At 58.4% G+C, this 21,592-nt stretch carries 22 protein-coding genes and 1 other RNA gene; 13 read left to right on the top strand and 10 right to left on the bottom strand.

What is annotated here, in order from left to right; translation table 11 throughout:
- The first annotated feature begins 4 nt into the window (after positions 1–4).
- From coaBC to ispF, 3 genes are all read left to right on the top strand, one after another.
- Positions 5–748, top strand: a complete 744-nt coding sequence (gene coaBC, locus ABIQ96_RS12915; RefSeq protein WP_348215229.1) for a bifunctional phosphopantothenoylcysteine decarboxylase/phosphopantothenate--cysteine ligase CoaBC — start codon at positions 5–7, stop codon at positions 746–748.
- Between the two features lie 105 nt (positions 749–853).
- Complete coding sequence (locus ABIQ96_RS12910) at positions 854–1,603, top strand: inositol monophosphatase family protein (protein ID WP_348215012.1); 750 nt, start codon at positions 854–856, stop codon at positions 1,601–1,603.
- A gap of 108 nt (positions 1,604–1,711) precedes the next feature.
- On the top strand, positions 1,712–2,182 hold the full coding sequence (ispF, locus tag ABIQ96_RS12905; protein WP_348215011.1) for a 2-C-methyl-D-erythritol 2,4-cyclodiphosphate synthase: 471 nt from the start codon (positions 1,712–1,714) through the stop codon (positions 2,180–2,182).
- Positions 2,183–2,273: 91 nt separating this feature from the next.
- Here the strand turns inward: ispF and ABIQ96_RS12900 are convergent, their stop codons facing one another.
- Positions 2,274–3,128 carry a hypothetical protein gene (locus ABIQ96_RS12900; protein ID WP_348215010.1) on the bottom strand — a complete coding sequence of 285 codons (855 nt, stop codon included), beginning with the start codon at positions 3,126–3,128 and terminating at the stop codon, positions 2,274–2,276.
- Positions 3,129–3,223: 95 nt separating this feature from the next.
- On the opposite strand from ABIQ96_RS12900, the gene ABIQ96_RS12895 reads away from it, so the two are divergent.
- On the top strand, positions 3,224–3,346 hold the full coding sequence (locus ABIQ96_RS12895) for a hypothetical protein (RefSeq protein ID WP_348215009.1): 123 nt from the start codon (positions 3,224–3,226) through the stop codon (positions 3,344–3,346).
- Positions 3,347–3,471: 125 nt separating this feature from the next.
- Here the strand turns inward: ABIQ96_RS12895 and ABIQ96_RS12890 are convergent, their stop codons facing one another.
- A complete protein-coding gene (locus ABIQ96_RS12890; protein WP_348215008.1) occupies positions 3,472–4,548 on the bottom strand; it encodes a Gfo/Idh/MocA family oxidoreductase in 1,077 nt (358 codons plus the stop codon).
- A gap of 2 nt (positions 4,549–4,550) precedes the next feature.
- Positions 4,551–5,831 (bottom strand): MFS transporter, encoded by a 1,281-nt coding sequence (locus ABIQ96_RS12885; RefSeq protein ID WP_348215007.1) that lies wholly within the window; start codon positions 5,829–5,831, stop codon positions 4,551–4,553.
- 116 nt (positions 5,832–5,947) lie between these two features.
- Here ABIQ96_RS12885 and ABIQ96_RS12880 point away from each other — a divergent pair, with 116 nt between their 5' ends.
- On the top strand, positions 5,948–7,432 hold the full coding sequence (locus ABIQ96_RS12880; RefSeq protein ID WP_348215006.1) for a rhamnulokinase family protein: 1,485 nt from the start codon (positions 5,948–5,950) through the stop codon (positions 7,430–7,432).
- 25 nt (positions 7,433–7,457) lie between these two features.
- Here ABIQ96_RS12880 and ABIQ96_RS12875 read toward each other — a convergent pair whose 3' ends face one another.
- Positions 7,458–8,174 carry a type II secretion system protein gene (locus ABIQ96_RS12875; RefSeq protein WP_348215005.1) on the bottom strand — a complete coding sequence of 239 codons (717 nt, stop codon included), beginning with the start codon at positions 8,172–8,174 and terminating at the stop codon, positions 7,458–7,460.
- A 188-nt stretch (positions 8,175–8,362) separates the two neighbouring features.
- On the opposite strand from ABIQ96_RS12875, the gene ABIQ96_RS12870 reads away from it, so the two are divergent.
- Entirely contained in the window at positions 8,363–10,270 is a 1,908-nt protein-coding gene (locus tag ABIQ96_RS12870) for an alpha-amylase family glycosyl hydrolase (RefSeq protein WP_348215004.1), read from the top strand.
- 3 nt (positions 10,271–10,273) lie between these two features.
- On the opposite strand, the gene ABIQ96_RS12865 is transcribed toward ABIQ96_RS12870, so the two are convergent.
- Complete coding sequence (locus ABIQ96_RS12865) at positions 10,274–12,037, bottom strand: ABC transporter ATP-binding protein/permease (RefSeq protein WP_348215003.1); 1,764 nt, start codon at positions 12,035–12,037, stop codon at positions 10,274–10,276.
- Positions 12,038–12,191: 154 nt separating this feature from the next.
- On the opposite strand from ABIQ96_RS12865, the gene ABIQ96_RS12860 reads away from it, so the two are divergent.
- Positions 12,192–13,595 carry a phosphatidylserine/phosphatidylglycerophosphate/cardiolipin synthase family protein gene (locus ABIQ96_RS12860; RefSeq protein ID WP_348215002.1) on the top strand — a complete coding sequence of 468 codons (1,404 nt, stop codon included), beginning with the start codon at positions 12,192–12,194 and terminating at the stop codon, positions 13,593–13,595.
- Positions 13,596–13,605: 10 nt separating this feature from the next.
- Here the strand turns inward: ABIQ96_RS12860 and ffs are convergent.
- An RNA gene (gene ffs / locus ABIQ96_RS12855) (signal recognition particle sRNA small type) lies at positions 13,606–13,701 on the bottom strand.
- A gap of 131 nt (positions 13,702–13,832) precedes the next feature.
- On the opposite strand from ffs, the gene ABIQ96_RS12850 reads away from it, so the two are divergent.
- Positions 13,833–14,543, top strand: coding sequence for an SGNH/GDSL hydrolase family protein (locus ABIQ96_RS12850; protein ID WP_348215001.1), 711 nt, complete (start codon positions 13,833–13,835; stop codon positions 14,541–14,543).
- The gene (locus ABIQ96_RS12845) at positions 14,540–15,784 is read left to right on the top strand and encodes an acyltransferase (protein ID WP_348215000.1); all 1,245 of its coding nucleotides are present in this window, start codon (positions 14,540–14,542) and stop codon (positions 15,782–15,784) included. Before ABIQ96_RS12850 ends, ABIQ96_RS12845 begins: the two co-directional genes overlap by 4 nt.
- On the opposite strand, the gene ABIQ96_RS12840 is transcribed toward ABIQ96_RS12845, so the two are convergent.
- The 4 genes from ABIQ96_RS12840 to pyrE form a co-directional block, all read right to left on the bottom strand.
- A complete protein-coding gene (locus tag ABIQ96_RS12840) occupies positions 15,730–16,845 on the bottom strand; it encodes an SGNH/GDSL hydrolase family protein (protein WP_348214999.1) in 1,116 nt (371 codons plus the stop codon). The two genes, ABIQ96_RS12845 and ABIQ96_RS12840, sit on opposite strands and share 55 nt — an antisense overlap.
- A complete protein-coding gene (locus ABIQ96_RS12835) occupies positions 16,842–17,504 on the bottom strand; it encodes a hypothetical protein (RefSeq protein WP_348214998.1) in 663 nt (220 codons plus the stop codon). Before ABIQ96_RS12835 ends, ABIQ96_RS12840 begins: the two co-directional genes overlap by 4 nt.
- Positions 17,505–17,606: 102 nt before the next feature.
- Positions 17,607–18,584 carry a hypothetical protein gene (locus ABIQ96_RS12830; protein ID WP_348214997.1) on the bottom strand — a complete coding sequence of 326 codons (978 nt, stop codon included), beginning with the start codon at positions 18,582–18,584 and terminating at the stop codon, positions 17,607–17,609.
- 59 nt (positions 18,585–18,643) lie between these two features.
- Complete coding sequence (gene pyrE, locus ABIQ96_RS12825; RefSeq protein ID WP_348214996.1) at positions 18,644–19,213, bottom strand: orotate phosphoribosyltransferase; 570 nt, start codon at positions 19,211–19,213, stop codon at positions 18,644–18,646.
- Between the two features lie 168 nt (positions 19,214–19,381).
- Between pyrE and ABIQ96_RS12820 the strand changes: the two genes are divergently transcribed.
- The 4 genes from ABIQ96_RS12820 to ABIQ96_RS12805 are packed head-to-tail and all read left to right on the top strand — an operon-like array spanning position 19,382 to position 21,534.
- Positions 19,382–20,080, top strand: a complete 699-nt coding sequence (locus tag ABIQ96_RS12820; RefSeq protein ID WP_348214995.1) for a MotA/TolQ/ExbB proton channel family protein — start codon at positions 19,382–19,384, stop codon at positions 20,078–20,080.
- A complete protein-coding gene (locus ABIQ96_RS12815; RefSeq protein WP_348214994.1) occupies positions 20,077–20,526 on the top strand; it encodes a biopolymer transporter ExbD in 450 nt (149 codons plus the stop codon). The genes ABIQ96_RS12820 and ABIQ96_RS12815 overlap by 4 nt, the downstream gene beginning before the upstream one ends.
- Entirely contained in the window at positions 20,523–21,314 is a 792-nt protein-coding gene (locus ABIQ96_RS12810; protein ID WP_348214993.1) for a hypothetical protein, read from the top strand. The genes ABIQ96_RS12815 and ABIQ96_RS12810 overlap by 4 nt, the downstream gene beginning before the upstream one ends.
- Positions 21,295–21,534 carry a hypothetical protein gene (locus ABIQ96_RS12805; protein ID WP_348214992.1) on the top strand — a complete coding sequence of 80 codons (240 nt, stop codon included), beginning with the start codon at positions 21,295–21,297 and terminating at the stop codon, positions 21,532–21,534. Before ABIQ96_RS12810 ends, ABIQ96_RS12805 begins: the two co-directional genes overlap by 20 nt.
- Positions 21,535–21,592 lie beyond the last annotated feature (58 nt).

Genomic DNA, 21,592 nt, shown 5'->3' with positions numbered 1-21,592 from the left:
GGAGATCCATTCACAAGGCCCGCCCCGGTTCATTCCGCGGCGGGCTTTTTGTTGGGGCATTCCCGCTTGCCACTTCCAGCCCGCCGCCCAAACTCGCGGCGTGAAAGTCCTCGTCACCGCTGGCCCGACCCGCGAACCGATTGACCCGGTGCGTTTCCTGACGAACCGCTCGTCCGGGAAAATGGGCTACACCCTCGCTGGTGCCTTCGTGCATGAAGGGCATTCGGTGATGCTCGTTTCCGGCCCGACCGATCTCGATGTGCCGGAAAACGTCGATTACATCCCTGTCGAGACCGCCGCCGAGATGCACGACGTGGTTTCCCGCTACATCGGAAAAATGGACATCGCCGTTTTCGCCGCCGCTGTCGCCGATTACACGCCCGCCACCATCGAGCCGCAGAAAATCAAGAAATCCGGCGACACCCTCACCCTTCACCTCGTCCGCACCGCCGACATTCTTGGGTCCGCGCGGGAGAAATTCGGCTTCACCGGCACCCTCGTTGGCTTCGCCGCGGAAACCGAAAACCTCGAAGCCAACGCCCGCGAGAAACTCGTTCGCAAGCACTGCGACCTCGTCATCGCCAACGACGTTTCCCAACCCGGCATCGGCTTCGACTCGGATCACAATCAAGTCCTCCTCGTCTATCCCGACCGCACCGAGTCCCTCCCCCTCGCCTCGAAACACGAACTCTCCCTCCAACTCGTCGATGCCATTGTGGCGCTGAAGAAGTTGATGGTTGAGAGTTGATGGTTGATAGCGAAGACCAGAACCTCGTTTTCCGCTCTTTTCTTCAACTCTCCAACTCTTCCTCTTTCCATCAACAATCAACCATCCACTATCAACTTTCTTCTCATGACCGACCTCGAACTCGCCATCCACGCCGCCCTTGAAGCGGGCAAGCTCCTGCGCAAACACTTCGGCACCGATACCGTCGTCGATGAAGCTTCCGATCACGACATCAAGCTCGCGCTCGACAAGGAGTCCCAGGAACTCATCACCGCCATTCTGCTAGGAGCCCGCGATGGCGACGCGCTTTACGGCGAGGAAGGCATCGCCGGCAATCAGGCCTCCGATCGCCAGTGGATCGTCGATCCCATCGACGGCACCGTGAATTACTACTACGGCATTCCGCATTTCTGCGTCTCCATTGCCCTCCGTGTCGGCGGGGAAATCGTCGTTGGAGTCATCCACGACCCGATGGTCGGCGAAACCTGGAGCGTCGAAAAAGGCGGCCCGTCCATGCTCAACGGCAAAACGATCCAAGCCAGCAAGCGCGAGACCCTCGCCGAATCCATCCTCTACGTCGGCAGCGGTAAGGACGAAAACTCGCTCCGTACCGGCGTCGATCGTTTCCACCGGGCATCGCTCCGCGCCCGCAAAATGCGCATGATGGGTTCCGCCGCACTCGGCATGGCCTACATCGCCAGCGGCCGCCTCGACGGTTACATCGAGTCCCGCATTTCCCTCTGGGACATCGCCGCCGGCCAACTGCTCGTCGAAACCGCAGGCGGCAAAGTTGATCTAACACCCATCGCCGGATACGACGACGCCTATTCCATCGTCGCCACCAACGGCCTGATCCCGGTGGAGGAAATTCTTTGAAGAAGTTGATGGTGGATAGTTGATAGTTGATGGAAAGAGGAAGATCCCTCGTCGCCCATCGCTTCCTCTTCGCTATCAACTATCAACTCCCAACCATCAACCTCTTCCATGACCGGCATCGGCTACGACGTTCATCAATTCGCGGAAAACCGCCCGCTCGTGTTAGGCGGTGTGACCATTCCGCACACCCACGGCCTCGCCGGCCATTCCGATGCGGACGTCCTCTGCCACGCCATCGCCGATGCGGTGTTAGGTGCGATGGGCCAGCCGGACATCGGGTTCTATTTCCCGCCCGGCGATCCCGCGTGCAAGGACATCTGCTCGCTCAGGATCCTCGAAAAATGCCGCGACCTCGCCGCCGAGGCCGGGCTGAAAATCATCAACGTCGATTCCACCCTCATCGCCGAGGCTCCGAAGGTTCTGCCCCACCGCGACGCCATGCGCGCCAACATCGGAGCCGCCCTCGGCATCCCGCCCGAACGCGTCGGCATCAAGGCCACCACCAATGAGACGATGGGTTTCATCGGGCGCAAGGAAGGCATCGCCGCACTCGCGGTCGCGCAGGTGGACCCGTGTTGAAATGTAGCGCCGTCTCTCTCCCGGAAAGCTTCGAATCCGCCGGAGGATCGCTTTTCAGCCACCGGCAGGGTGCCGTGCGGTCAGGTCGAATTTACGGCTGTTTGGCGAACGTGAAGGTTCCCCAAGTCACGATTTTCCCATAAGTATCCTGCTGCGTGCTTTTGTAGGTGCCGGACGCCTTTCCCTGAAAGTAGAGGATGTAGTCGGACCCGGTCGTGTCGCTGTCGCTGCCGGAGATCTTTTGATCCAACTTGAAACGGGCGCTTGGCGCCACCTCGTCGTTGAGACTGCCCGGTTTTTTCCCGTAGGTGTAGGTGGCTGGATCAGTTAGGCCGTCGAATGTCACCCGCACCCGGTTTCTAACACCGACACGGACTCGCGTCGGTATCCGTCCTTCCACCGGCAGGAGATTCAGCAGGAGGGTAGCCTTGGGGGTGAAAACGAACTCCTGGCCATCCACGAGATCTTTCGGCGGAGCCGAGACTTTCCGTTCACGGGGTTGCCACTTCCGCTGGTCGGTGAAATCGCCGTGGGTGAGATTCATGACGGGACCCGGCAGGATCAGCCGGTCCGCCCAGCCCGAATCGTTTTCGGTCGTCTCCTCCCGCACGGTGAGCGTGAAATGAAAATCGCCGGTAAGATCCGGGATGATAGCCCGCGTCCGGATCTTGAAATCGGAGAATGCCGCTCCCGCCTTGAGACGGCCCACGAAGTATTCGGCTACGGCGCGGCCTGGGGACGGATAGGCCTCGGGCGTCGCCCAAAGCACCAGTTTCAGGGTGTTGGACTCGCCGGTCGGCGTGATGTTGCGGAGGTCACCCTGCAAGGTGAAGGTGCATTGGGGTTCGGTGATTCCCCAACTCAGATCGCCATCCAGTTCCAGCGAGGCGCCCGGAGCCATCGATGTGACGCAGGCGGCCAAAAGCAAAAGGCGGAGGATTTTCATGAGGGTTTGAGGATGGGTGGATGAGACAAGCGGAGGACTCTTGTTAAAATGATCCGCCGGGAACCGGTTGCAAGGTTCACTTTCCGCGGAATTCCGTGGGCCTGAAAATTATCAATGTCGATTCCACCCTCATCGCCGAGGCCCCGAGAGTCCTTCCCCACGGCGACGCCATGCGCGTCAACATCGGAGCCGCCCTCGCGGTCGCGCAGGTGGAGTAGATCTTACAAATTCAGCGGAACCGTTGGGTCCTTACCGTTTTTTAAACGGTCGCTAATGCTCAATTTTCGCGACGAATCCGAAGCGGTTAGTGGCTCACCTTGAATGACGCCAATGGGCAAGCGGGCTATAGCGAAATCGTTTGGCCGGTGCGAAAGCTTTCGTCCGCGGCGGCGACGATCTTCATCGAGGTGACGGCGTCGGCCATGTGTTGGCTGAGATCGAGGTCGTTGTGAATGGCATTGAGGAAGAACACCTGTTCGCGGTGGCAGAGCTCGTCATGATCAGGTTCGTCGGCGAGTTGGAGGATTTCGTCGGCTCGGGAGAACGTGCCATCAGTTGCCAGTTTTGCGTGGTGAAGCCGGAGCGCCTGGGTTTGTGTGTGTGCGTTGACGTTCGAGCTTTGGCCGTCCTGGCTTGCGTTGTCGGCGACGATGGAGACACAGCCTTCAGGTCCGACGACGTCTTTGACGAAGAATGCGACTTCGCTCATCATCGGTCCCCAGCCGGCTTCGTACCAGCCGATGGATCCGTCGTCGAAGGTGACTTGGAGTTGTCCATAATTGATTTTTCCTGCGGGAAGTTCACTGCTCAGCCGGGCACCGATTCCGGAGACGCGGATGGGTTTGGCTTGAGTCATCTGGCACATCACGTCGACGTAATGAACACCACAGTCGACGATCGGTGAAATGGACGACATCAGGTTCTTGTGGGTTTCCCAATTCGCGCCGGACGATTGTTGGTTGAGGTTCATCCGCATGACGAGCGGCTTGCCGAGGGTTCGCGCGACTTCGATAAATTTAATCCAACTCGGGTGATGTCGGAGGATGTAGCCGATCACCAGTTTGCGTCCGCTTGCTGTCGCTTTGGCGACGATCCGTTCCGCCGCCTTGACGGATTCCGCCAAGGGCTTTTCGATGAATACGTGGCAGCCAGCCTCCAAAGCGGCTTCGGCATATTCGGCGTGGGTGTCCGGATAGGTGGAAATCGCGACGGCATCCGGTTTTGAAAAACAGAGCGCTTCGTGAAAATCAGAAAACTCCGGGTAATTTCCGCCCAGCTCGACATTCAAAGCGGCGCGGCTTTCCGGTGAGCGGGTGACAATCCCGCAGATTTCAAAACCGGGAATCTGCTGATAGGCCAGAGCATGTGACCGGCCCATGTGACCGGCCCCGACGCAAAGAACTCGAATGGGAGTGTGCATTTTCAGGGGTTTTTTGGATTTTTGCTGTCCGCACTGTGATCGCGAAAGGAGACCGCGAAAATCACGGCAACGATGAGGGCAATCCCGGCTGGCATCAGCCAGAATGCTTTGGCTCCCACCCGCCAGCCTTCGCTGGTAGAGGGATCGAGGGCGATGTGATCGCCCCACCAACCTAGGATGTAATTGCCTGCGAGCATTCCCGCTCCGTAAGTTAGCAGGCCGATCAACCCTTGGGCGGATGCACGGATTTCCGCAGGGGCCTTGCGGTCGGTATAGAGTTGGCCGGTGACGAAAAAGAAGTCGTAACAAATCCCGTGCAACATGATGCCGAGAACGAGCATTGAGGGCACGGAGAGCATTTCGCCGAAGAGGGAATATCGCAGCGTCCACGCCAGCATGCCGGTGAGAAGCATCCATTTCACTCCCAACCTGCGGAAGAAAAACGGCACCAATGCCATGAAGACGATTTCACTGACTTGGCCGAGCGCCATCACGCCGCCGGCTTTTTCCCCGAAGGCGACTTTGCCGATGTAATCGAAGGCGCTCGCATAATAAAACGCCAGCGGGATGCAGATGAGGAACGAGCAGAATGCAAACGCCGCGAACGCCGGGTCCTTGAACAATTTCAAGGCGTCCAATCCGAGCAATTTCCCGATGCTGACAGGCGTGCCCTTGCCGCCCGGAGGACATGGGGGAAGCGTGAAACTGTAAACGCCATAAATCAGGCTCACCGCCGCCGCCAGTTTCATGGGAAACGACGTGGCACCGGCGTGGTCGATACCCGGCAGGATCGGAAATGGCAGCAGTCCGAAGAACGATTCCGCAATCACCAGGCAGCCGACGATCCAGCCGATGGTTCCCCACAGCCGGATGCGGGGGAAATCCCGTTCGCTGCTTTCGACATGCTGGAAAGTGATCGTGTTCACCAAGGCAAGTGTCGGCATGTAGCAGAGGAAATAGGCCAACAGCGACCAGAATAATGTCCCGGGCTCGGCGACGGTCGAGCAGTGATAGAGCAGGACGGCTCCCACCAGATGGAGCACGCCGTTCACGCGCTCGGCATTGAAAAAACGATCGGCGACAAGCCCGACAAACAACGGAGCGATCAATCCCGCCCAGTTGTGGGTCGCGTAACTTTGTCCGATGATCGTGTTCAACCCTTGGCGGCCTTTGAAAAGCTCGCTGAGATAGCCACCCATCGGGACGAAGAACGCGCCCCAGATGAAGAACTGCAGGAACATCATTACCGAGAGTCGGACCTTGATCGTAGTGGTGGAGGACATGGCGGGAATAACCTGATGCAGCCCAAACCAAGCGCGCCCCGCTGGCAAGGAATGAAATCGCCCGTGGATTTCGGGTTGCATCCGGATAGGCGATGAAAAACGATGTGATTCGAAACATGACTTCCGAAAAAGTATTCATCGCAGTGGACTTGGGTGCGGGCAGCGGCCGCGTCATCGCCGCCCGGACTGATTTCAAAACACTGGAACTTGAGGACGTCCATCGCTTCGACAATCCGGGAACCGATCTTCCCGGAGGATCGTTCTGGAACATCGTCGGACTCTATCGGGAAATCCTGGAAGGCATCCGCCGCGCGGTGGAGCGGCATGGTGATGCGATAGTTTCCATCGGCATCGATACCTGGGGATGTGATTTCGGATTGATCGATGAAAATGGTGAGTTGTTAGGAATGCCGCATCAGTACCGTGATCCCCGATTCGAAGGGATGGCCGAAATCATGCATGGCATCATGCCGGAGACGGAGGTTTACGCGAAGACCGGAATCAAAACGAATTTCTATAACAGCTCGCTTCATCTGCTCGCGGAAGTGAGGAAGAACAGTGCGGCACTGCGGAATGGAAAGCGGCTTCTTTTCGTTCCGGACCTGCTGGCCTACTGGCTGACCGGCCGACAGGCGGTCGAGCGGACCATCGCCTCGACCTCGCAATTGCTGGACGCCCGTTCGGGCGACTGGGCCTGGGAAGTGATCGATGCCCTGGGCCTGCCGCGCGCCATTTTCGGCGAGGTGATTGCTCCGGGCACGGTGTTGGGCCCGATCCGCGACGAGGTCGCCAATGTCGTCGGGCGAAAAGGAATTCCGGTGGTTGCCACCGCATGTCATGACACCGCCGCCGCTGTCGCTGGCATTCCCATGACCGGGAATGAAAACCTGTGGCTGTCGTCGGGAACGTGGTCGATCATGGGAGTCGAATCCAACGAGGCGATTACTTCTCCCGAGGCCCTGGAGTTTGGTTTTTGCAATGAGCTGGGAGTTGATGAAAGTGTCCGTTTTCTGAAAAACATCGGCGGACTCTGGCTGATCCAGGAGTGCAAACGTCAGTGGGATCTGGATGGGGAAAAACTGGGCTATGCCGAGATGGCGAGTCTCGCCTCAGAGGCGACGGCATTCACCGCATTCATCGATCCGGATGATGCTTCGTTCGCGAGTCCTGGGCAAATGCCGGACAAGATCCGCGCTTATTGCGAGAGAACCGGGCAGCCGGTGCCGGTCGAAAAAGGCGAGGTTCTCCGGGTGGCGACCGAGTCACTGGCATTGAAATACCGCATGGTCTTTGATCGCATCCGGAAGCTAACAGGACGCGATTTCAAGCGCTTGAACGCCGGCGGTGGCGGTATTCAAAACGAACTGCTCAGCCAAGCCACGGCGAATGCGCTGGGCATCGAGGTGATTGCCGGTCCGGTCGAAGCGACCTCCTGCGGAAACGTGATCACCCAGATGATCGGGATGGGCCTTTTGCCGGATTACAAAGCGGGCCGGGAATTGATCAGGCGGTCCTTCGATTTTAAAACCTACGCGCCTGAAAATTCCGCCGAATGGGAAGCAGCCTATCAGAAGTTCACAACGGTCCTGACGTCGCCGTGACAACCCCGGCGACCGGACTCCGAGATTACTTCGAAGGGTCCAAAGGCATTTTCGCAAGCTGGCGATCCTTGTATTCGGTAGGTGTCATCACATCAATGTGACCGTCTACGAACAAGATCGGGAACTTTCCTTCTGACAGCAAAACTTTCAGAGGACCGCTGAAACTGCTGATCTGGCCATCGTCGAAGCGGTAGTGATAGTCGTTGAACGGAGCGATCAACGGAGTGTGGCTCGGATCGGTGATCATCGACATGGGAACACTCATCGCCAGTGTATCCCCGGGGGCACCGATATCGGGGTTGGCTGCCGCGATGTTTTCAGCGATCATCTCATTCATCGCATAGCCGGGGTTGAGAGGCGCCCACCCTTTTCCTTCTTCGAGAAGCGGGTTTCTGAGGATGGCCTTGTTTTTGTCCCACCACGCCTTGTTTTTGAAATCGGCCGGGTCGGTGGTCGGGTAGAGCAAGGCGAGGCAGACTTCGTTCCATTGGACGTTTTGAACCGTTCCGTCAGGCTTGGTCTCCGGCCCGAGGATCGGAGGAAGCTTCATCGAATGATCCGTCGCATACATCGTCAGCAATGGGCTGATCTGCCGCATGTTTTCCATGGATACGGTCGCTTTCCCGCGGGCCAGCATCCGTGGTCCGATCGTCAGCGCCAATGCGGCCAACGAGGCGATGATCACGATGACTACTAACAATTCTACCAGGGTAAATCCGTCGTTTTTGGGCTTATTCATCATGTTCATGGCGGTGATGTAGCAACATGGGGCCCGAATCCGTCGAGTGCAAAAGCAATGTTGCAATTGATTGGGTTCTAATCAAGTTGTTATCATATGATAATGGAAATATCCCCATCGAGACGGCCCCGGATCGTCCGGTTTCGCTTGGAAATTGACCAACCGTCGGACCCGCACAAACATATGGAATCGTGTGTATTAGAGCCCTTTGCGTGTCGCTGCTGTTGGTGGTGTCGGTCCATGGCCGTCCGTGGAGTGACGATGTGATTTACTTCGCGATGGCCGACCGCTTTTCCGATGGAGATCCGGCGAACAATGTTCCCGCCGGAAGCGATCCGGCGCTCTACGATGCCGCTCAGGAAGATATTTCCCATTACATGGGCGGAGACCTGAGGGGATTGGAAAAGGCGATTCAGTCGGGCTATTTCAACAAGCTCGGAATCACCGCGCTGTGGCTGACGCCGGTGGTGCGGAACGTCTGGCGGTCGGGGTATGACTTGGGCGGCTGGAAGGCCGGGTATCACGGATATTGGACTCAGGATTGGCTGGATATCGATCCGCACCTTGTCAGCAGGACAGGCCTGACGGGAGAGTCCTATTCGGATGACGCGGAGGGCCGGATGGAGCACTACCGGGATTTCGTGAAACTGGCGCATTCGAAGGGCATCAAGGTGATCCAGGACGTCGTCATGAATCATGCGGGTCCGGTGTTCTACTACGATGCCAATGGTGACGGCACCTTCAACATGGAGCAAAAGGACGAGTGGGTGCAGCCTTTCAAAAAGAACGGATTTTACGCGAATTCCGCGTGGGCGGACGTACCGAAATGGAACATTGAAAAGGCCCAGCCGGATGGACCGAGGAATTTGTTAGGCGTTCCGATCGCCACCAAAGGAACGCTCGCGCGACTCGATAGTTACGGTCGCAAAGGATTTTCACCCGACAGCCTCGGCAAAAGCGATGGGGAAGAGGTGACTTGCGATTTTTTTTCCCTGCGCGACATCTGGACCGATCCGAAAGGCGGAAATTTCGATGCCCTCGTTGATGAATTCGTGGAGATCTATCAATTCTACCTGACCACCGTGGGCGTGGACGGCTTGCGGATCGATACGGTCAAGCACGTGCATCCGGAATTCTGGGATGCGTTCACGAGCCGCCTAAGGAAACGTCTCGGGCCTGCTGCTGCGGGAAAAATCCTGTTCGGAGAAGTTTATGACGGAGACCCCGAGCGTCTCGGGCAATACACGTGGCGCAGCGACTGGCCTCGAAGCAACGAGCCGGGATTGGATTCCGTGTTGGATTTCAATTTCTGTTTCAATGCCCGTAATTACCTGCGGCATCCCGGCGCGGAGTATGGTTCTGCCGCCAAGCTGGAGAAATCTCTTGCAACCCGAACCGGAACAGGGGCCAAGGCGAGGCCCTATTATAATCCCAACCCCGGCCCGGACGGGCTGAACGCCCAACAGAAAGCCGTCACGTTCATCGAGAATCATGACGGGCTTAACCGTTTCCGGGTCCACGGAATCACGGCCGAGCGTAACCGCCTTGCCCAAGGCCTGTTGATGACATTGCCGGGTATTCCCTGCCTTTATTACGGCACGGAGTTTGATCTGCTGGACGGTAGGGGAAAACCCGGTGAGGACGGTGAAACGGGCCGGATGATGTTCTATCGACAAAAAGGCGGGCCGACGATGGCCGACGTGGCGTCCTCGGCGGGCTTCAAGGAAATTTCCAAGCTGGCCTCGTTGCGAGCCAAGCTGCCGCTGTTGAGAACTGGCAAGCTGATCCCGCTGTGGGTGGACAGCGGATCGAGTTCTAACGACGATGGGGTCTTCGCCTTCGCGCGAGCTTCGGAAGACGGCGAATCCTTTGCCGTGGTGGTGTTGAACGCGTCCGGCGAGGATCGGGTGACGTCGGATGGAACGAATCAAATCAAACTTCCCGCAACGTTGAAGAGCGCGGGAAAGTTGCTGCATCCGGTTCTAACGACGGGTGCGGAAAAACAACCGCGCGCGCCTGACATCGCCGCGGACGGCCCGCTTTCACTTTCTGTCCCGGCTTCCGGCATGGTGGTTTATGAAGCCATCCGCGCGAAATGACATTCAGGATTCGGCGGGATGATCCGCAACGTCCTCGATTTTCCACGATCCGGAGCGATCCAATGTTAAGAGCCTGTCATGAAACGGAATCAACGTCTCGCGGTGCCCCACGCTGATGAAGCCAATACCGGATTCCCGGATCATTCGGTATAATTGCTCCTGGTTCTCCTCATCGAGCGCGCTGGTGGCTTCGTCGAGGAATGCGAACTTGGGCTTGCGCAGGAACAATCTGGCGAAGGCCACCCGCTGTTGCTCGCCGAGCGACAGCATGTTGTTCCAGTCCACCACACGACCCAGATCGCCCTCCACGCGTTCGAGAATATCAGATAGATTCACCTTCTCCACCACCGCGAGGATCTCCTCGTCGGTGGCTCCCCGGTCCGGATAGGGATAGAGCAATTGATCGTGCAGGCAGCCTTCCACCATGTAGGGACGCTGGGGAAGGAACATCAGTTGGTCGGCGGCGGGGCGTTCGAGCAATCCGCAGGCACCGGGCCATAGTCCGGCGATGGTGCGGAGGACAGAGCTTTTTCCGGTGCCGCTCGCCCCCATGATGATGAGGCTTTGGTTTGAGTGGAGTTCGAATGATAGTTTCTCCACGAGGGTTCTCATGACCACCGGAGTGCAAATGGTCAGGCCCTCGAGCCTCACGATCCGGCTGTTTTCCTCGGGCTTGTTGGTTTTTTCGTAGGCGATCCGCTCTTCCTCCGCGTCGTGCTCGTCAAGTTGATCCCAAAGGCTTCCCAACCGTTGTACGCCGGCCAGATAGGCGCTCAATCCACCGAACTGCGTGATGATCAGCGAGAGCGCGGTCAGCACCGTTCCGAACGCTCCTGCCGCCTGGGTGACGGCACCAAACTCGATCTCGCCACGCATGAACATCGGCGCGACGACCGCCACCGGAAGAACCAGCGCAAGGTAGTTGTAGCTGTTAGTGAAAAATCCGAGGTTCCGGTTCCGGATGATGATGAGGCGCATGTTGGCCACCGCCGCGGTCAGCCGGTTGAACAAATCCAGATGTTCGCGCTTTTCTCCGCGGTAGAACGCGATCGACTCCGCATTGTCGCGGACTCTGACGAGGGCGTAGCGGAAATCCGCCTCCTTCTCGTATTGATGGTAATGCAGTCTAACCAACTTGCGGCCGATCATGATGCTGATGGCCGTGCCGGCGATGGCGTATACGACCATGATGGCGACGAGCTTTCCGGAAATCAGCCACAGCACGCCGATGAATCCGATAAGCGTCATCAGCGAGTTCAAGCCGATCAGGAGGAATGAAAGCGAGCTCGTGGTGAAATTTCTAACGTCCTCACTGATCCGTTGGTCGGGGTTGTCCACGCTTTCCGATCCTCGCAGCCGGAAGTAGGCACGGTTGTTGAAATAGCGTTTGATTAGGTGCTGCGCCATCCATTCCCGCCATAGCAAAGCGAGCCGTTCCTCGACCCAGCGGTAGTAAACGCCGATGGGAATCGCGAGGACGATGGTGCCGACGTATTTCAAAAGCGTGTGCCAGAACGCGACCGGATCTTTTTTGGTGAGCGCTGTCATGAACGCGGCCCCCGCATAACTCATCAGCACTTGGACGGCGACCGTGGCAAGCGCCAGCAACAGCAAGGAGATCAGGAAACCCCGCGCCTTGCGCCGTCGTTCCGATGCGAAAAAAGCCTTCGAAATCAGCCAAAATTGGCGGCGGGTGGTTTTCAGGGTCTGCCGATTTTCGATCGGTTCGTCCGGAGGAGTGTTTTCGGGCCGGGGATTTTCCGCCATGTCCTGAACATAGCCACGGGCCCCGCCATTGCACCTTAAAATATGCGGATGCCTGTTGCCGAAGGTTTCCTTGCCACGACATGGCATGGGTGCATAGTTCAGATTGATGCTAACGGGCAGTATTTCAAATCGCCTTCAGTGGAGTCTCTGGGGAATGGTGCTCCTCTCGTCGTCCTGCGCCAACGTCCCATCCAATGGCAAACAGACGTCGGAGCGGGCCGCCCAAGCCACGGACGTGATCAGCAGCAGTGGAAACATCGCGAGGGCGGTATTTCGAGCGACAGCGGTCGCGGCCGTTCGTCAACCGGTCACCACCTTCAAGCTTGGCCTCGTGACGCTCTGGCAGCGTCCGCGGGAAATCATTGTTGGAAATCTTCCCTTTGATTGGCCATCCCAAGCCGCCCTTCCCGATGTGCCCGGAACATGGCAGTTCGAAAAACTGTTGGATCGCAAGCACTTCCCCGCCGCCGAGTCGGGATCGTTGAAATGGCTGGTGGACGGTCCGGGATTTTTCCCTGAAGTGGATCGGCAACTCGCGTCGGCAACGCGCTCCATCGACGCCCAGGTTTTCATTTTCGACAACGACGACATCGGCGTCCGCTATGCCGATGCTCTGAAAAACCGAGCGGCGCAAGTTCGGGTGCGCGTGCTTTTCGATGACTTCGGCAGCACGTTTTCGTGGACCGCCTCGCCCGCGACGCTCGGGGAACCGGGGTTTGTTCCGCCTTCCGATATGGAGGATTATCTAACGAATCATTCGAAGGTGAAAGTGCGCCGCACGCTCAATCCCTGGTTGGCTTGCGATCACACCAAGCTCTTCGTTTTCGATCGGCGCACCGCGATCCTCGGTGGCATGAACATCGGCAGAGAGTATTACTCGGAGTGGCATGATCTCATGGTCCGCGTCGAAGGTCCCGTGGTCGGCTCGCTGGCCCGCGAGTTCAACCGCGCGTGGCGTAAAGCGGGGCCGTCCGGGGATTTCGCCTTGTTCCGCAAACCAAGGATTTTCCGTCGTCATAAGCCGGTGACCGAGGGCATCCCGCTGCGGATTCTGCGAACGGATCCGGCGGAGAGTCGCTATGACATCCTCGACGCCACACTGTTAGCCATTCGCGGAGCCCGCAAACGGATCTGGATTGAAACCCCGTATTTCGGCCATGACGACATCGTTTCCGCCTGCGCCGCTGCCGCAGGACGCGGAGTGGACGTGCGGGTGATTCTTCCCGCCTCAGGTGATTCGCCCATCATGGATGCGGGAAATCTCGCCACCGCAAACACGCTTATCCGCGCGGGAGCGAAAGTTTTCCGCTATCCGAAAATGACTCACATGAAAGTCATGATCTGCGACGGTTGGGCTTGTGCCGGATCGGCGAATCTCGACACCCTGAGCATGCGCATCAACCGCGAGCTTGACTTGGCGTTTTCACAGCCGGCCGCCGTTCGCGAATTGGAAAAAGTCGTCTTCACACCCGACTTCCGCCGGTCACGGAGAGTGGAGCTCGCGGAAACGGAATCCGCCGCCGCCGGCATTGCCGAAACTCTCGTCGACCAGCTCTAGGCCAAAAAAGTGCCGCCAGGGAATCCGCGGCAAGTCCGGACAAACTACCGTTGCTCCGATCAAGGCCTGGCGGGGTTCGCTTGCCGAACCTCCACGGCCCCTGACAGCGCCGAGAGACAAGACCAGCCTGCCGGATTTCGCAAATCATTTTATCGGACGTCTGTTCGGCAGGCCACCGCCGCTTCCATTTGCTTGCCACGGCGCGATCCGTGCATAACCTGCCGCCACCCGCCGCCCATGGCTTCCATTCCGAAAATTCTCGCCGCTCTGGCGATCGCACTCATCCCGGGCCTGCTTTCGGCCGAGGTGTCGGATGCCTATTTTCTCACCGCTTTGGAGCAGGGACACAGCCAGAAAATCGTGGTTTACGGCACCAGTCTCACCGCGAATGCCGCGTGGCCGGCCGAACTTCAAAGCACGTTGCGCGCCTCCTATGGCAACAAACTGCGGATCATCAATGCGGCCGGTGGTGGCAAGGATTCGCGCTGGGGAGTTGCCAATCTATCCAAACGCGTCCTCAGCCAACGACCCGATACGGTCTTTATCGAGTTCTCGATGAACGATGCCCTCGTCGAGTCGAAATTCAGCGTCCGCGAGTCGATGGAGAATCTGCGGGAAATGATTTTCACGATCCGCCGCGAGAGGCCTTATTGCGATGTCATCGTGATGGTCATGAATCCACCCACCGGCACCGCGTTCACCAAGCGTTCCCGCATTGAAGACTATCAGAAAGGCTACCGGGTGGTGGCGAAGGAAGCCTCCTGCCGTCTGATCAGTTTCACCGCGGTCTGGCGGGACATCATTGCCCATCAGCCCGCGCGTTGGCAGACGTATGCTCCGGACGGCATTCACCCTAACGAAAAGGCGTGCCGCGAGGTGATCCTGCCGTATCTGTTGAGAAAAATCGGATTCTCCCCGCCATCGGAAAGCGCCACCGCCGCCCTATGACGGCCCTCGATATCACCCGCCATCCGAGTCCCGGCGAAAGCCGCCGCCATCTTCCGGGCCTCGACGGCATCCGCGGGCTTGCCATCCTGCTGGTCATGCTCAGCCACTTCATCGTGGTTGGCAACAATCTGGGAACCAACACTCCGACCTCCCGGTTTCTCCACAGCGGTTACCTCGGCGTGGATCTGTTCTTCGTTCTCAGCGGCTTCCTGATCACCGGAATTCTGATCGATTCGAAAACCAGCCCCGCCTACTTCCGCGTCTTCTATTTGCGCCGCGCTCTGCGGATTTTCCCTCTCTACTACGGTCTGCTCGCCGTCTCCTCGCTGACCGTGATTTTCATCACACCGGAGGATCGTCCTTTGCTAACAGGAAATGATTCCATGGCGTGGTATTGGCTTTACGCGTCCAATATCGGCATGGCGGTGAAAGGCGATTGGCTGGCCTCGCCGACGTGGGTCGGGCTCGGCCATTTCTGGTCGCTTGCCGTGGAGGAGCAGTTCTATCTGGTCTGGCCTCTGTTGGTCTATCTGACGCCGGTGAAATATCTGAAGCGGCTTTGTGTGGTGTTGGTGGTTGCCAGTCCGTTTGTTTATATGGTGCTTCCCTACTTGTTTGGTGGCGGCGATCCAAAATACCCCGAAGCCTTTGCCGCAGGAAACCGTGCCACCTATGTTTCCACGCTGGGACGCCTCGGCGTGCTCGCCGCGGGCGGCTGGCTGGCGATCATTTGGCGGATGCCCGGCGCGTGGCCGAAGTTCAATCATCTGCTGATTCCCTGCGCGGTGGTGTCGGGAGCGCTCCTGCTGCTGGAGCGTACTTTTCTGGCAGACGGTTCGTTTCTGGACCTGTCGTTCATGGAGCCGAGCCTGGCGCTGGTGTTGGGAACCGCGTGTGTCGGACTCGCCGCCGGCGGTGCCAGCGGCCCGTTGCGCAGCGACATCTTCGCGACTCCCGTGCTGCGTTGGCTGGGGAAATACAGTTACGGAATCTACGTCTATCACCACGCGCTGAAACCAGTCTGGCAATATTTCCTGTGGGACGGCTGGATCACCCGCGTGTTCGGCACCGGATGGCCCGCGACCTTGTGTTACACCGCCTCCGCCACCACGGCTTCCTTGATTCTCGCGTGGCTCAGTTGGACCTGTTTCGAAGGACCGATCCTTTCGTTGAAATCGCGATTTTCCTACGGCTCGCGCAAGGCACCTGAATCAGATGCCACACCTAGCAGCTTGAGCTGATCGAGGATCTGCGCCGCCATTTTCCGATGGGTTTCCACCGTGGGATGGCCGTCGGAAACATAACCGCCGGGGAATTCGTCGAACTGCGCGTAAAAAACGTCGGTGTTCCCGGCCGCCTTCTCAGCCGCCACCACGGCGGAAATGTTTTCCCGCGCCCACGGCGGAAACGGGCTGAGCTCGACGATCCGCACTTTCGGGTGGCGCTGGCGAACTTGAGCGATGAGCCGTCGGTAGGCTTCGCGAAATTCCGCGGAAGCCTCCGGACTTACTGTTCCGTCAGGCCCCTTTAGCCCGTTGCGATCATTCAATCCCAGGCTGATCACCACGAGGTCGGGGGCGGGTTCGTCAAAGGTCCATGCTGGCGTCGGGCTTTCCATCTGGGTCCAACCGTAGCGTTCGCCCATCGGATGTTCGCGTTCGCCCTTCCAGGTGCAGAGCGCGCCGGATCCGGATCGACAAACGGCGATGACATCCGCGTCCATCGCATCGCCTAACAATGAGGCATACCCCTTGGCGAAATTTGTCACCGGGTATTTTTTCTCCCAAGGCAGCGTCGCCGCCACGGCTTCGTTACCCTCCGCCACCGTGTAGGAATCGCCGATGAATTCGATGCGCTTGCGCCGTGATTTTTCCGGCAGGGTGAGCCGCGCGCCTTCGTCCACCACGAAACCTTCGATCTCCGTCGGTTCGTTGAAATTGATGTTCCTCCGCTGCAAGCGCACGCGATGAATGCCTTCACCGAGATTGTCCGCCAGCAGGTAGGTGAGATGAGAGCCACGCTGCCCGCCGACCACCTGCTGGAATTTTCCATCCACCTCGACGTTGTAATAATTCCCGGAATCATTCATCCGCACTTGGATCGCCTGTCCTTGGAAATCCGTGCTCACGGAAAATCCCGGCCACGACGCCCTCGGCCGCGCGGGATCCGTCCGATCCCAGCGGCCCGAATAGAGCAACGCCGGATCCGATGCAGGAACGAAACGTTCGCCCTTCGCATGGGAATCTTTCTTTCCGCAGCCAACACACAGGATAACTGATAGAACCAGGGCGGTGCGGATCATTTATACCCAAGTTCCGCAAGTGTTGGAGCGGGCTTTTCATCCCTGTCCACCCAGGTGGGTTTGCCAAATACGAATTCCACGTGGATGTCCCCGTCCTTTTCGCCGAGCTTGATGAAAACCGGGACAGCGAAGGATTTTCCGTTAGCCGTGCGCCAGTAGAGGCAGGTCACGGTATCGTTCTCTCCCGGCATCATCTCCAGAATGGCATCGTGAGCCATGGCCTTCATGTCCCACTTCAATTCCTTCTCGCCGTAGGCCCACAAGGGCGCCATGTCGATTTCCTTGCCAAGCAACGCACCATCTTTCGGATAGATGACCGCCATATACTGCTGATTGTGCTGGCCAGTGAACATCACTGCGTAGCGGGACGACCCCGACCACGCACCGAGGTTTCCCAGATTTCCGGACTCGGATGCGTAAGCCACGTAAGGAGTCAGCATTCCACTGGTGAAAAGCAGCGCGCGATGCGGTTCGAAAACGTCGATGTCCTTCCGGATGTTCTCGATCGGCAACAATTGGATTTTCCCACGGCCATCCGGGGAGACGATGATTTTGTTAGCCACCGGCAGGGCTGTTTCCTCCTTGGTGAATGCGAGCTCACAAATCGGCGCGGCGTGGAGGCTGGCGATGCAGAGGAGGAAGACGGGAAGTTGCTTCATAACCATGTAAAGGCTGCCGGATGAGACGGTTCCTTGCAAACCGGAACCGTTGTAAGTGATGCGATTCGTGCAGTCCCGCCGGGAAAACTGCCAAAGGTGTTTTCATGCGATGGGAAGCTGGCTGGTGGCGCGGCTCAGTTCATCGTGCCACACCTGAACGGGGAGAACCTCGGGATGAATCACTCCGCTGCCCAGACTCTCGATCAAAGTACAGGAAGCGAATGAACCTGCCGCCGCTTCGTATCTCGCGAGCCATGCATTTCTAACCGGCATGTGCTGTTCCTTGACCGGCCATGTTCCCGGACGGGGGCGCATGTGGTCGCCGATGCCGATGCGCCAGGGTTTGGGGCTGACACGGGCCCTGAAGCATTTCTGCCTGAGGCACATCTGGCGATAGACCGGATCGGTGCGGAGTTCCTTGAAGCATTCTGACACTGCGGGATCACCTGGATCAAAAAGCTGATGGGTGACGAGCACGCGCAAGCCGGCGGGAGTGCGGTAGATTCGAAGATTCCAAGCAGGGTTCTTGTCGATGAGTTTTTGAATTCGATCACGAGAAATCCGCAAGTCCTCTTCAGGATTTTTTTCTTTGAAGCGATGAATGAATCTGCCGATTTTCTCGCAAAGGAAGATGGCAATTACAGCCATTATGATGCCGGTGGCGATGCTGCGGGTGAATATTCCTGCTGTCACCGCAATGCCTAGCAGAGCCAGCGCGATAACGATCGTCCAACTTTCTTCAGATCGCTTGTCGAAATCGATGTCGGCGAAAAACACGTTCGGCGTGTTCAGGCACTGGGCGCCGTAGGAATTTCGGGTGATGATCGTTTCGCCACGTTGATCGAGAATTTCCTCGCGAATGGGAACTCCATCAGCTCCGTTATAGGGAATCTTCGGCTCCCTTCGTGGAAGCTTGGCACCTGAGAGCAAATTTTGGAGCGCTTCTTCCGTTCTTTGGTCCGCATTCGTCTGAGCCTCTGCCTGACTTGCATCCGACCAGCCGAAACGGCGGACAGTAACCTGCTTGCCCGCCTTGCGATGCTGCACACGGCCTTCTGCCCAATATTGCGGAACGATCATCTTGGGGATGGGGATTTGGAGATTTGCGCGGAATAAATTCCGCGCTCCAGTTAGTTGGATCACTCGTCCAGCAGCGTGCTCCGCGTGAACAGCGAGATGACGTGGATGCCGCGGGCTTCGATGGCTTGGCGGCCGCCTTCCTCGCGATCGACGAGGACGAGGGCGAAGGCGACTTTTCCGCCTTCGCGCTCGATGGCGTCGATGGCCTTGAGGGTGGAGCCGCCGGTGGTGATGACGTCATCGACGACGATGACGTTGTCGCCGGATTTGAAATTTCCTTCGATCTGCTTGCCAGCACCGTGGCCCTTGGGCTCCTTGCGGACGGTGAAAACCTGAAGTGCTTCTGCAGGGTGGCGGATGACGGAGGTCATGCCGACGGCGAGTGAAATCGGATCGGCACCGAGCGTCATGCCGCCGATGGCGTCGATCTTGAGGTGCTCGGAATGGATCTTGGAGCGGACGGCGTGCCAGCCGAGGTCGCCGATGAGGTTGGCTCCGAACGGGTCGAGCGCGGTCATACGGCAGTCGATGTAAAGGTCGCTCTCTTTGCCCGATGCGAGGGTGAAGGTGCCGGTGCGGACGGATTTCTGGAGCAGGAGTTTTTTGAGAGCGGACGTGATGTGAAGCATGGCCGGGATGATGGGGGCAAAGCGGAAATCCTGAAAAGCTGAAAAACGGGGTGGGGAAGTTTTGGAGAAACAGGTCTTATCAGACTTGTCCTGCCTATTTTGACGACTGCTTTTGTTGCTCGCCAGCGAGTTGATCCGGGGCTTAGTTTTGCCCAGATGATTTTGGGATTGATTGAACCTTCCGGCCTGATCGAGCAGGGCGGCCCGCTGGTGTGGGTGCTGCTGGGATTGGGGTTTATTGGGTCGGTTTGCGTGGTGGAGCGGATGTTTTTCTTTCACCGGGCGCGGATCAATGTGGGAAATCTGCTGGTTGGGCTGTCGCATCATATCCGGCGGCGGGCATTCGCTGAGGCGCTGCATGAGGCGGCTCGCGCTCCGGGACCGGTGGCGCGGGTGGCTCACGCGGCGTTGCTGCGTTATTATCTGAGCCGTGCGGATTTGCGGGATGTGGTGCAGGAGGCGGGGCAAATGGAGGTCCCGCGGATCGAGAAAAACATCCGGGCGATCCTTGGCGCTGCCTTGCTCGCTCCGTTGGTCGGCATGCTGGGGACGATGGTCGGGATGCTGGACACGTTTCAAAAAGTCAGCGATCAAGGCGGATTCACCGGCGCGGCGGAACTCTCGGCGGGGGTTTTCATGGCGCTGATCACCTCGGTGATCGGGCTGACGGTGGCGGTGCCGCTTTATTTGTTTTACCTCTATTTCCTCGGCCGGGCCAAACGGCTGGTGCATCGCATCGAGCGGGCGGGGATCGAGATGGTTCATCTCATCGCGGATGCGCGTGAGGAGGAGGAATTCGCGCCTTTCCGCGGCGAGTTGACGGGTCACAAGAAGCCGGTGAAATCGAAGCAGGAACCGGTGAAATGAAGCTGGAAATGACGTTGCCGGAGCGCCCGGGGTTCCTGCACGCAGTGCCGATCCTGAATATTTTCGCGCTGATGCAGCTGTTTTTCCTGCTGGGTCCGTCGCTGGTTTTGCAATCGGGCGTGGCGGTGGATTTGCCGCCTTCGAAGTTTCAAATGGAGCGCTATCAGGAGTCGCTGGTGGTGACGTTGAGCCCCCACGAACCCGCGCCGTTCATTCATTTTGGTAGGGAGTCTGTGACGCAGGCGGAACTGGCCGAACGCCTCGACAAGCTGCGGGCGGGTGGCTCGACGACCAAGGCGATCGTCCTGCTTCAAACAGACGCGGGAACCCCGGTGGGCATCGAACGTGAAATCACGGAACTGGTGCTGGCCAAGGGATTCCGGCTGGCCATCGTCGGCAAAACTCCGCCTGCCACCGCACCGGCGAAACCTCCGGTCGAAAAATGACGGACAGCCCGACCAGGCTCCGGAAACTGGCGAACTCCCCGGAGTGGGTGTTCAACTGGCGGACGCGCGGGAGTCCGCTGATTCCAAAAATCATCGCCTTGGTCGTCGCGGGAACGGCGTTCACCTTGCTCGTCACGACGGTGCGAATCCGGTTGGTTTTGCCGGAAAAATCGTCACTGCAGAAGGCATCGCTGATTTACCTCGGGGATGACGCCCAGAGCCGGGCGTTGACGTTGCGGGCTCGCGAGGGCGGGCCATTTCCGTCGCGGTTCGAGCTTTCGAGTTGGGAAGGATTGGCGGAAGTGGAGCGCAAGGCGATGGATGCGGCGCGTTATCAACCACCGGCTTATGTGCCGGAGATCCGGGATTTGCCGGATGAAAACCTCGTCCAGCCACTCGTCCTCGCTCCTCGCGGCGAAGCATTTTTCCCGAAACGGAAGCCAGCCGCGGATGGCACGCCGGAGCTTCCGAAGGTCAAGCTGGCTCCCGTGCTTTATCCGTTGTCGGCGATGGCAGTGAAGGCCCTGCCGGAAAATTTGCCGGCATTCGACGGTGCGGTGGACGGCAAGCTGTCGTCGCCTTCGTGGCGGTTTCTCGTTTGCCTGAATGCCGCAGGCGGAGTGACGGAGTGCGTTTCGCTGGGGAAAGGTGGCGAAGTGGCCGCCGATACTTTGGAGGCGTGGCTGCATCGGGTGGCATTCAAGCCGGAAGCCGGAGTGCCGGTCCGCTGGATTGCGCTGAGTGTCGGATTTATCAACCAACCTGTCGATGGACCTGACGCTCGCTGATTTCGTGCTTTTCGTGGTGCTCGGCTCGTTCGCGCTGGTGCCGTTTTTCGCGGTGATCTCGCGGACGCTGCACAATCGGGTGGAAAAACGCTCGCTGGCGAACCGCGTCATTTGCCGCCTCTGCCTGCATGCTTTCGAGGACACCAGCCATGTCCGCACGGTCGATTGTCCGGTTTGCGGGGCGACCAATGAAAAGGGCCGCAGCCGCAAGCTGGGGTGAGCGGCTTTGTTTTTTCGTGCCTTGTCCCGGGTTTCCTGCTTTCCCTCGCCCCGCCCAC

The organism is Luteolibacter sp. (assembly GCF_039920825.1).
In the GTDB taxonomy this organism is placed as follows: domain Bacteria; phylum Verrucomicrobiota; class Verrucomicrobiia; order Verrucomicrobiales; family Akkermansiaceae; genus Luteolibacter.
The sequence above is the reverse complement of the archived record's forward strand: the minus strand, read 5'-3'. Positions and strand labels throughout refer to the sequence as shown.

Coding starts and splice junctions, on each gene's coding strand:
- ABIQ96_RS12910 (WP_348215012.1), top strand. CDS start 854: ATGACCGACCTCGAACTCGCCATCCACGCCGCCCTTGAAGCGGGCAAG.
- ispF (WP_348215011.1), top strand. CDS start 1,712: ATGACCGGCATCGGCTACGACGTTCATCAATTCGCGGAAAACCGCCCG.
- ABIQ96_RS12900 (WP_348215010.1), bottom strand. CDS start 3,128: ATGAAAATCCTCCGCCTTTTGCTTTTGGCCGCCTGCGTCACATCGATG.
- ABIQ96_RS12890 (WP_348215008.1), bottom strand. CDS start 4,548: ATGCACACTCCCATTCGAGTTCTTTGCGTCGGGGCCGGTCACATGGGC.
- ABIQ96_RS12885 (WP_348215007.1), bottom strand. CDS start 5,831: ATGTCCTCCACCACTACGATCAAGGTCCGACTCTCGGTAATGATGTTC.
- ABIQ96_RS12880 (WP_348215006.1), top strand. CDS start 5,948: ATGACTTCCGAAAAAGTATTCATCGCAGTGGACTTGGGTGCGGGCAGC.
- ABIQ96_RS12875 (WP_348215005.1), bottom strand. CDS start 8,174: ATGATGAATAAGCCCAAAAACGACGGATTTACCCTGGTAGAATTGTTA.
- ABIQ96_RS12865 (WP_348215003.1), bottom strand. CDS start 12,037: ATGGCGGAAAATCCCCGGCCCGAAAACACTCCTCCGGACGAACCGATC.
- ABIQ96_RS12860 (WP_348215002.1), top strand. CDS start 12,192: ATGGTGCTCCTCTCGTCGTCCTGCGCCAACGTCCCATCCAATGGCAAA.
- ABIQ96_RS12850 (WP_348215001.1), top strand. CDS start 13,833: ATGGCTTCCATTCCGAAAATTCTCGCCGCTCTGGCGATCGCACTCATC.
- ABIQ96_RS12845 (WP_348215000.1), top strand. CDS start 14,540: ATGACGGCCCTCGATATCACCCGCCATCCGAGTCCCGGCGAAAGCCGC.
- ABIQ96_RS12840 (WP_348214999.1), bottom strand. CDS start 16,845: ATGATCCGCACCGCCCTGGTTCTATCAGTTATCCTGTGTGTTGGCTGC.
- ABIQ96_RS12835 (WP_348214998.1), bottom strand. CDS start 17,504: ATGAAGCAACTTCCCGTCTTCCTCCTCTGCATCGCCAGCCTCCACGCC.
- ABIQ96_RS12830 (WP_348214997.1), bottom strand. CDS start 18,584: ATGATCGTTCCGCAATATTGGGCAGAAGGCCGTGTGCAGCATCGCAAG.
- pyrE (WP_348214996.1), bottom strand. CDS start 19,213: ATGCTTCACATCACGTCCGCTCTCAAAAAACTCCTGCTCCAGAAATCC.
- ABIQ96_RS12815 (WP_348214994.1), top strand. CDS start 20,077: ATGAAGCTGGAAATGACGTTGCCGGAGCGCCCGGGGTTCCTGCACGCA.
- ABIQ96_RS12810 (WP_348214993.1), top strand. CDS start 20,523: ATGACGGACAGCCCGACCAGGCTCCGGAAACTGGCGAACTCCCCGGAG.
- ABIQ96_RS12805 (WP_348214992.1), top strand. CDS start 21,295: ATGGACCTGACGCTCGCTGATTTCGTGCTTTTCGTGGTGCTCGGCTCG.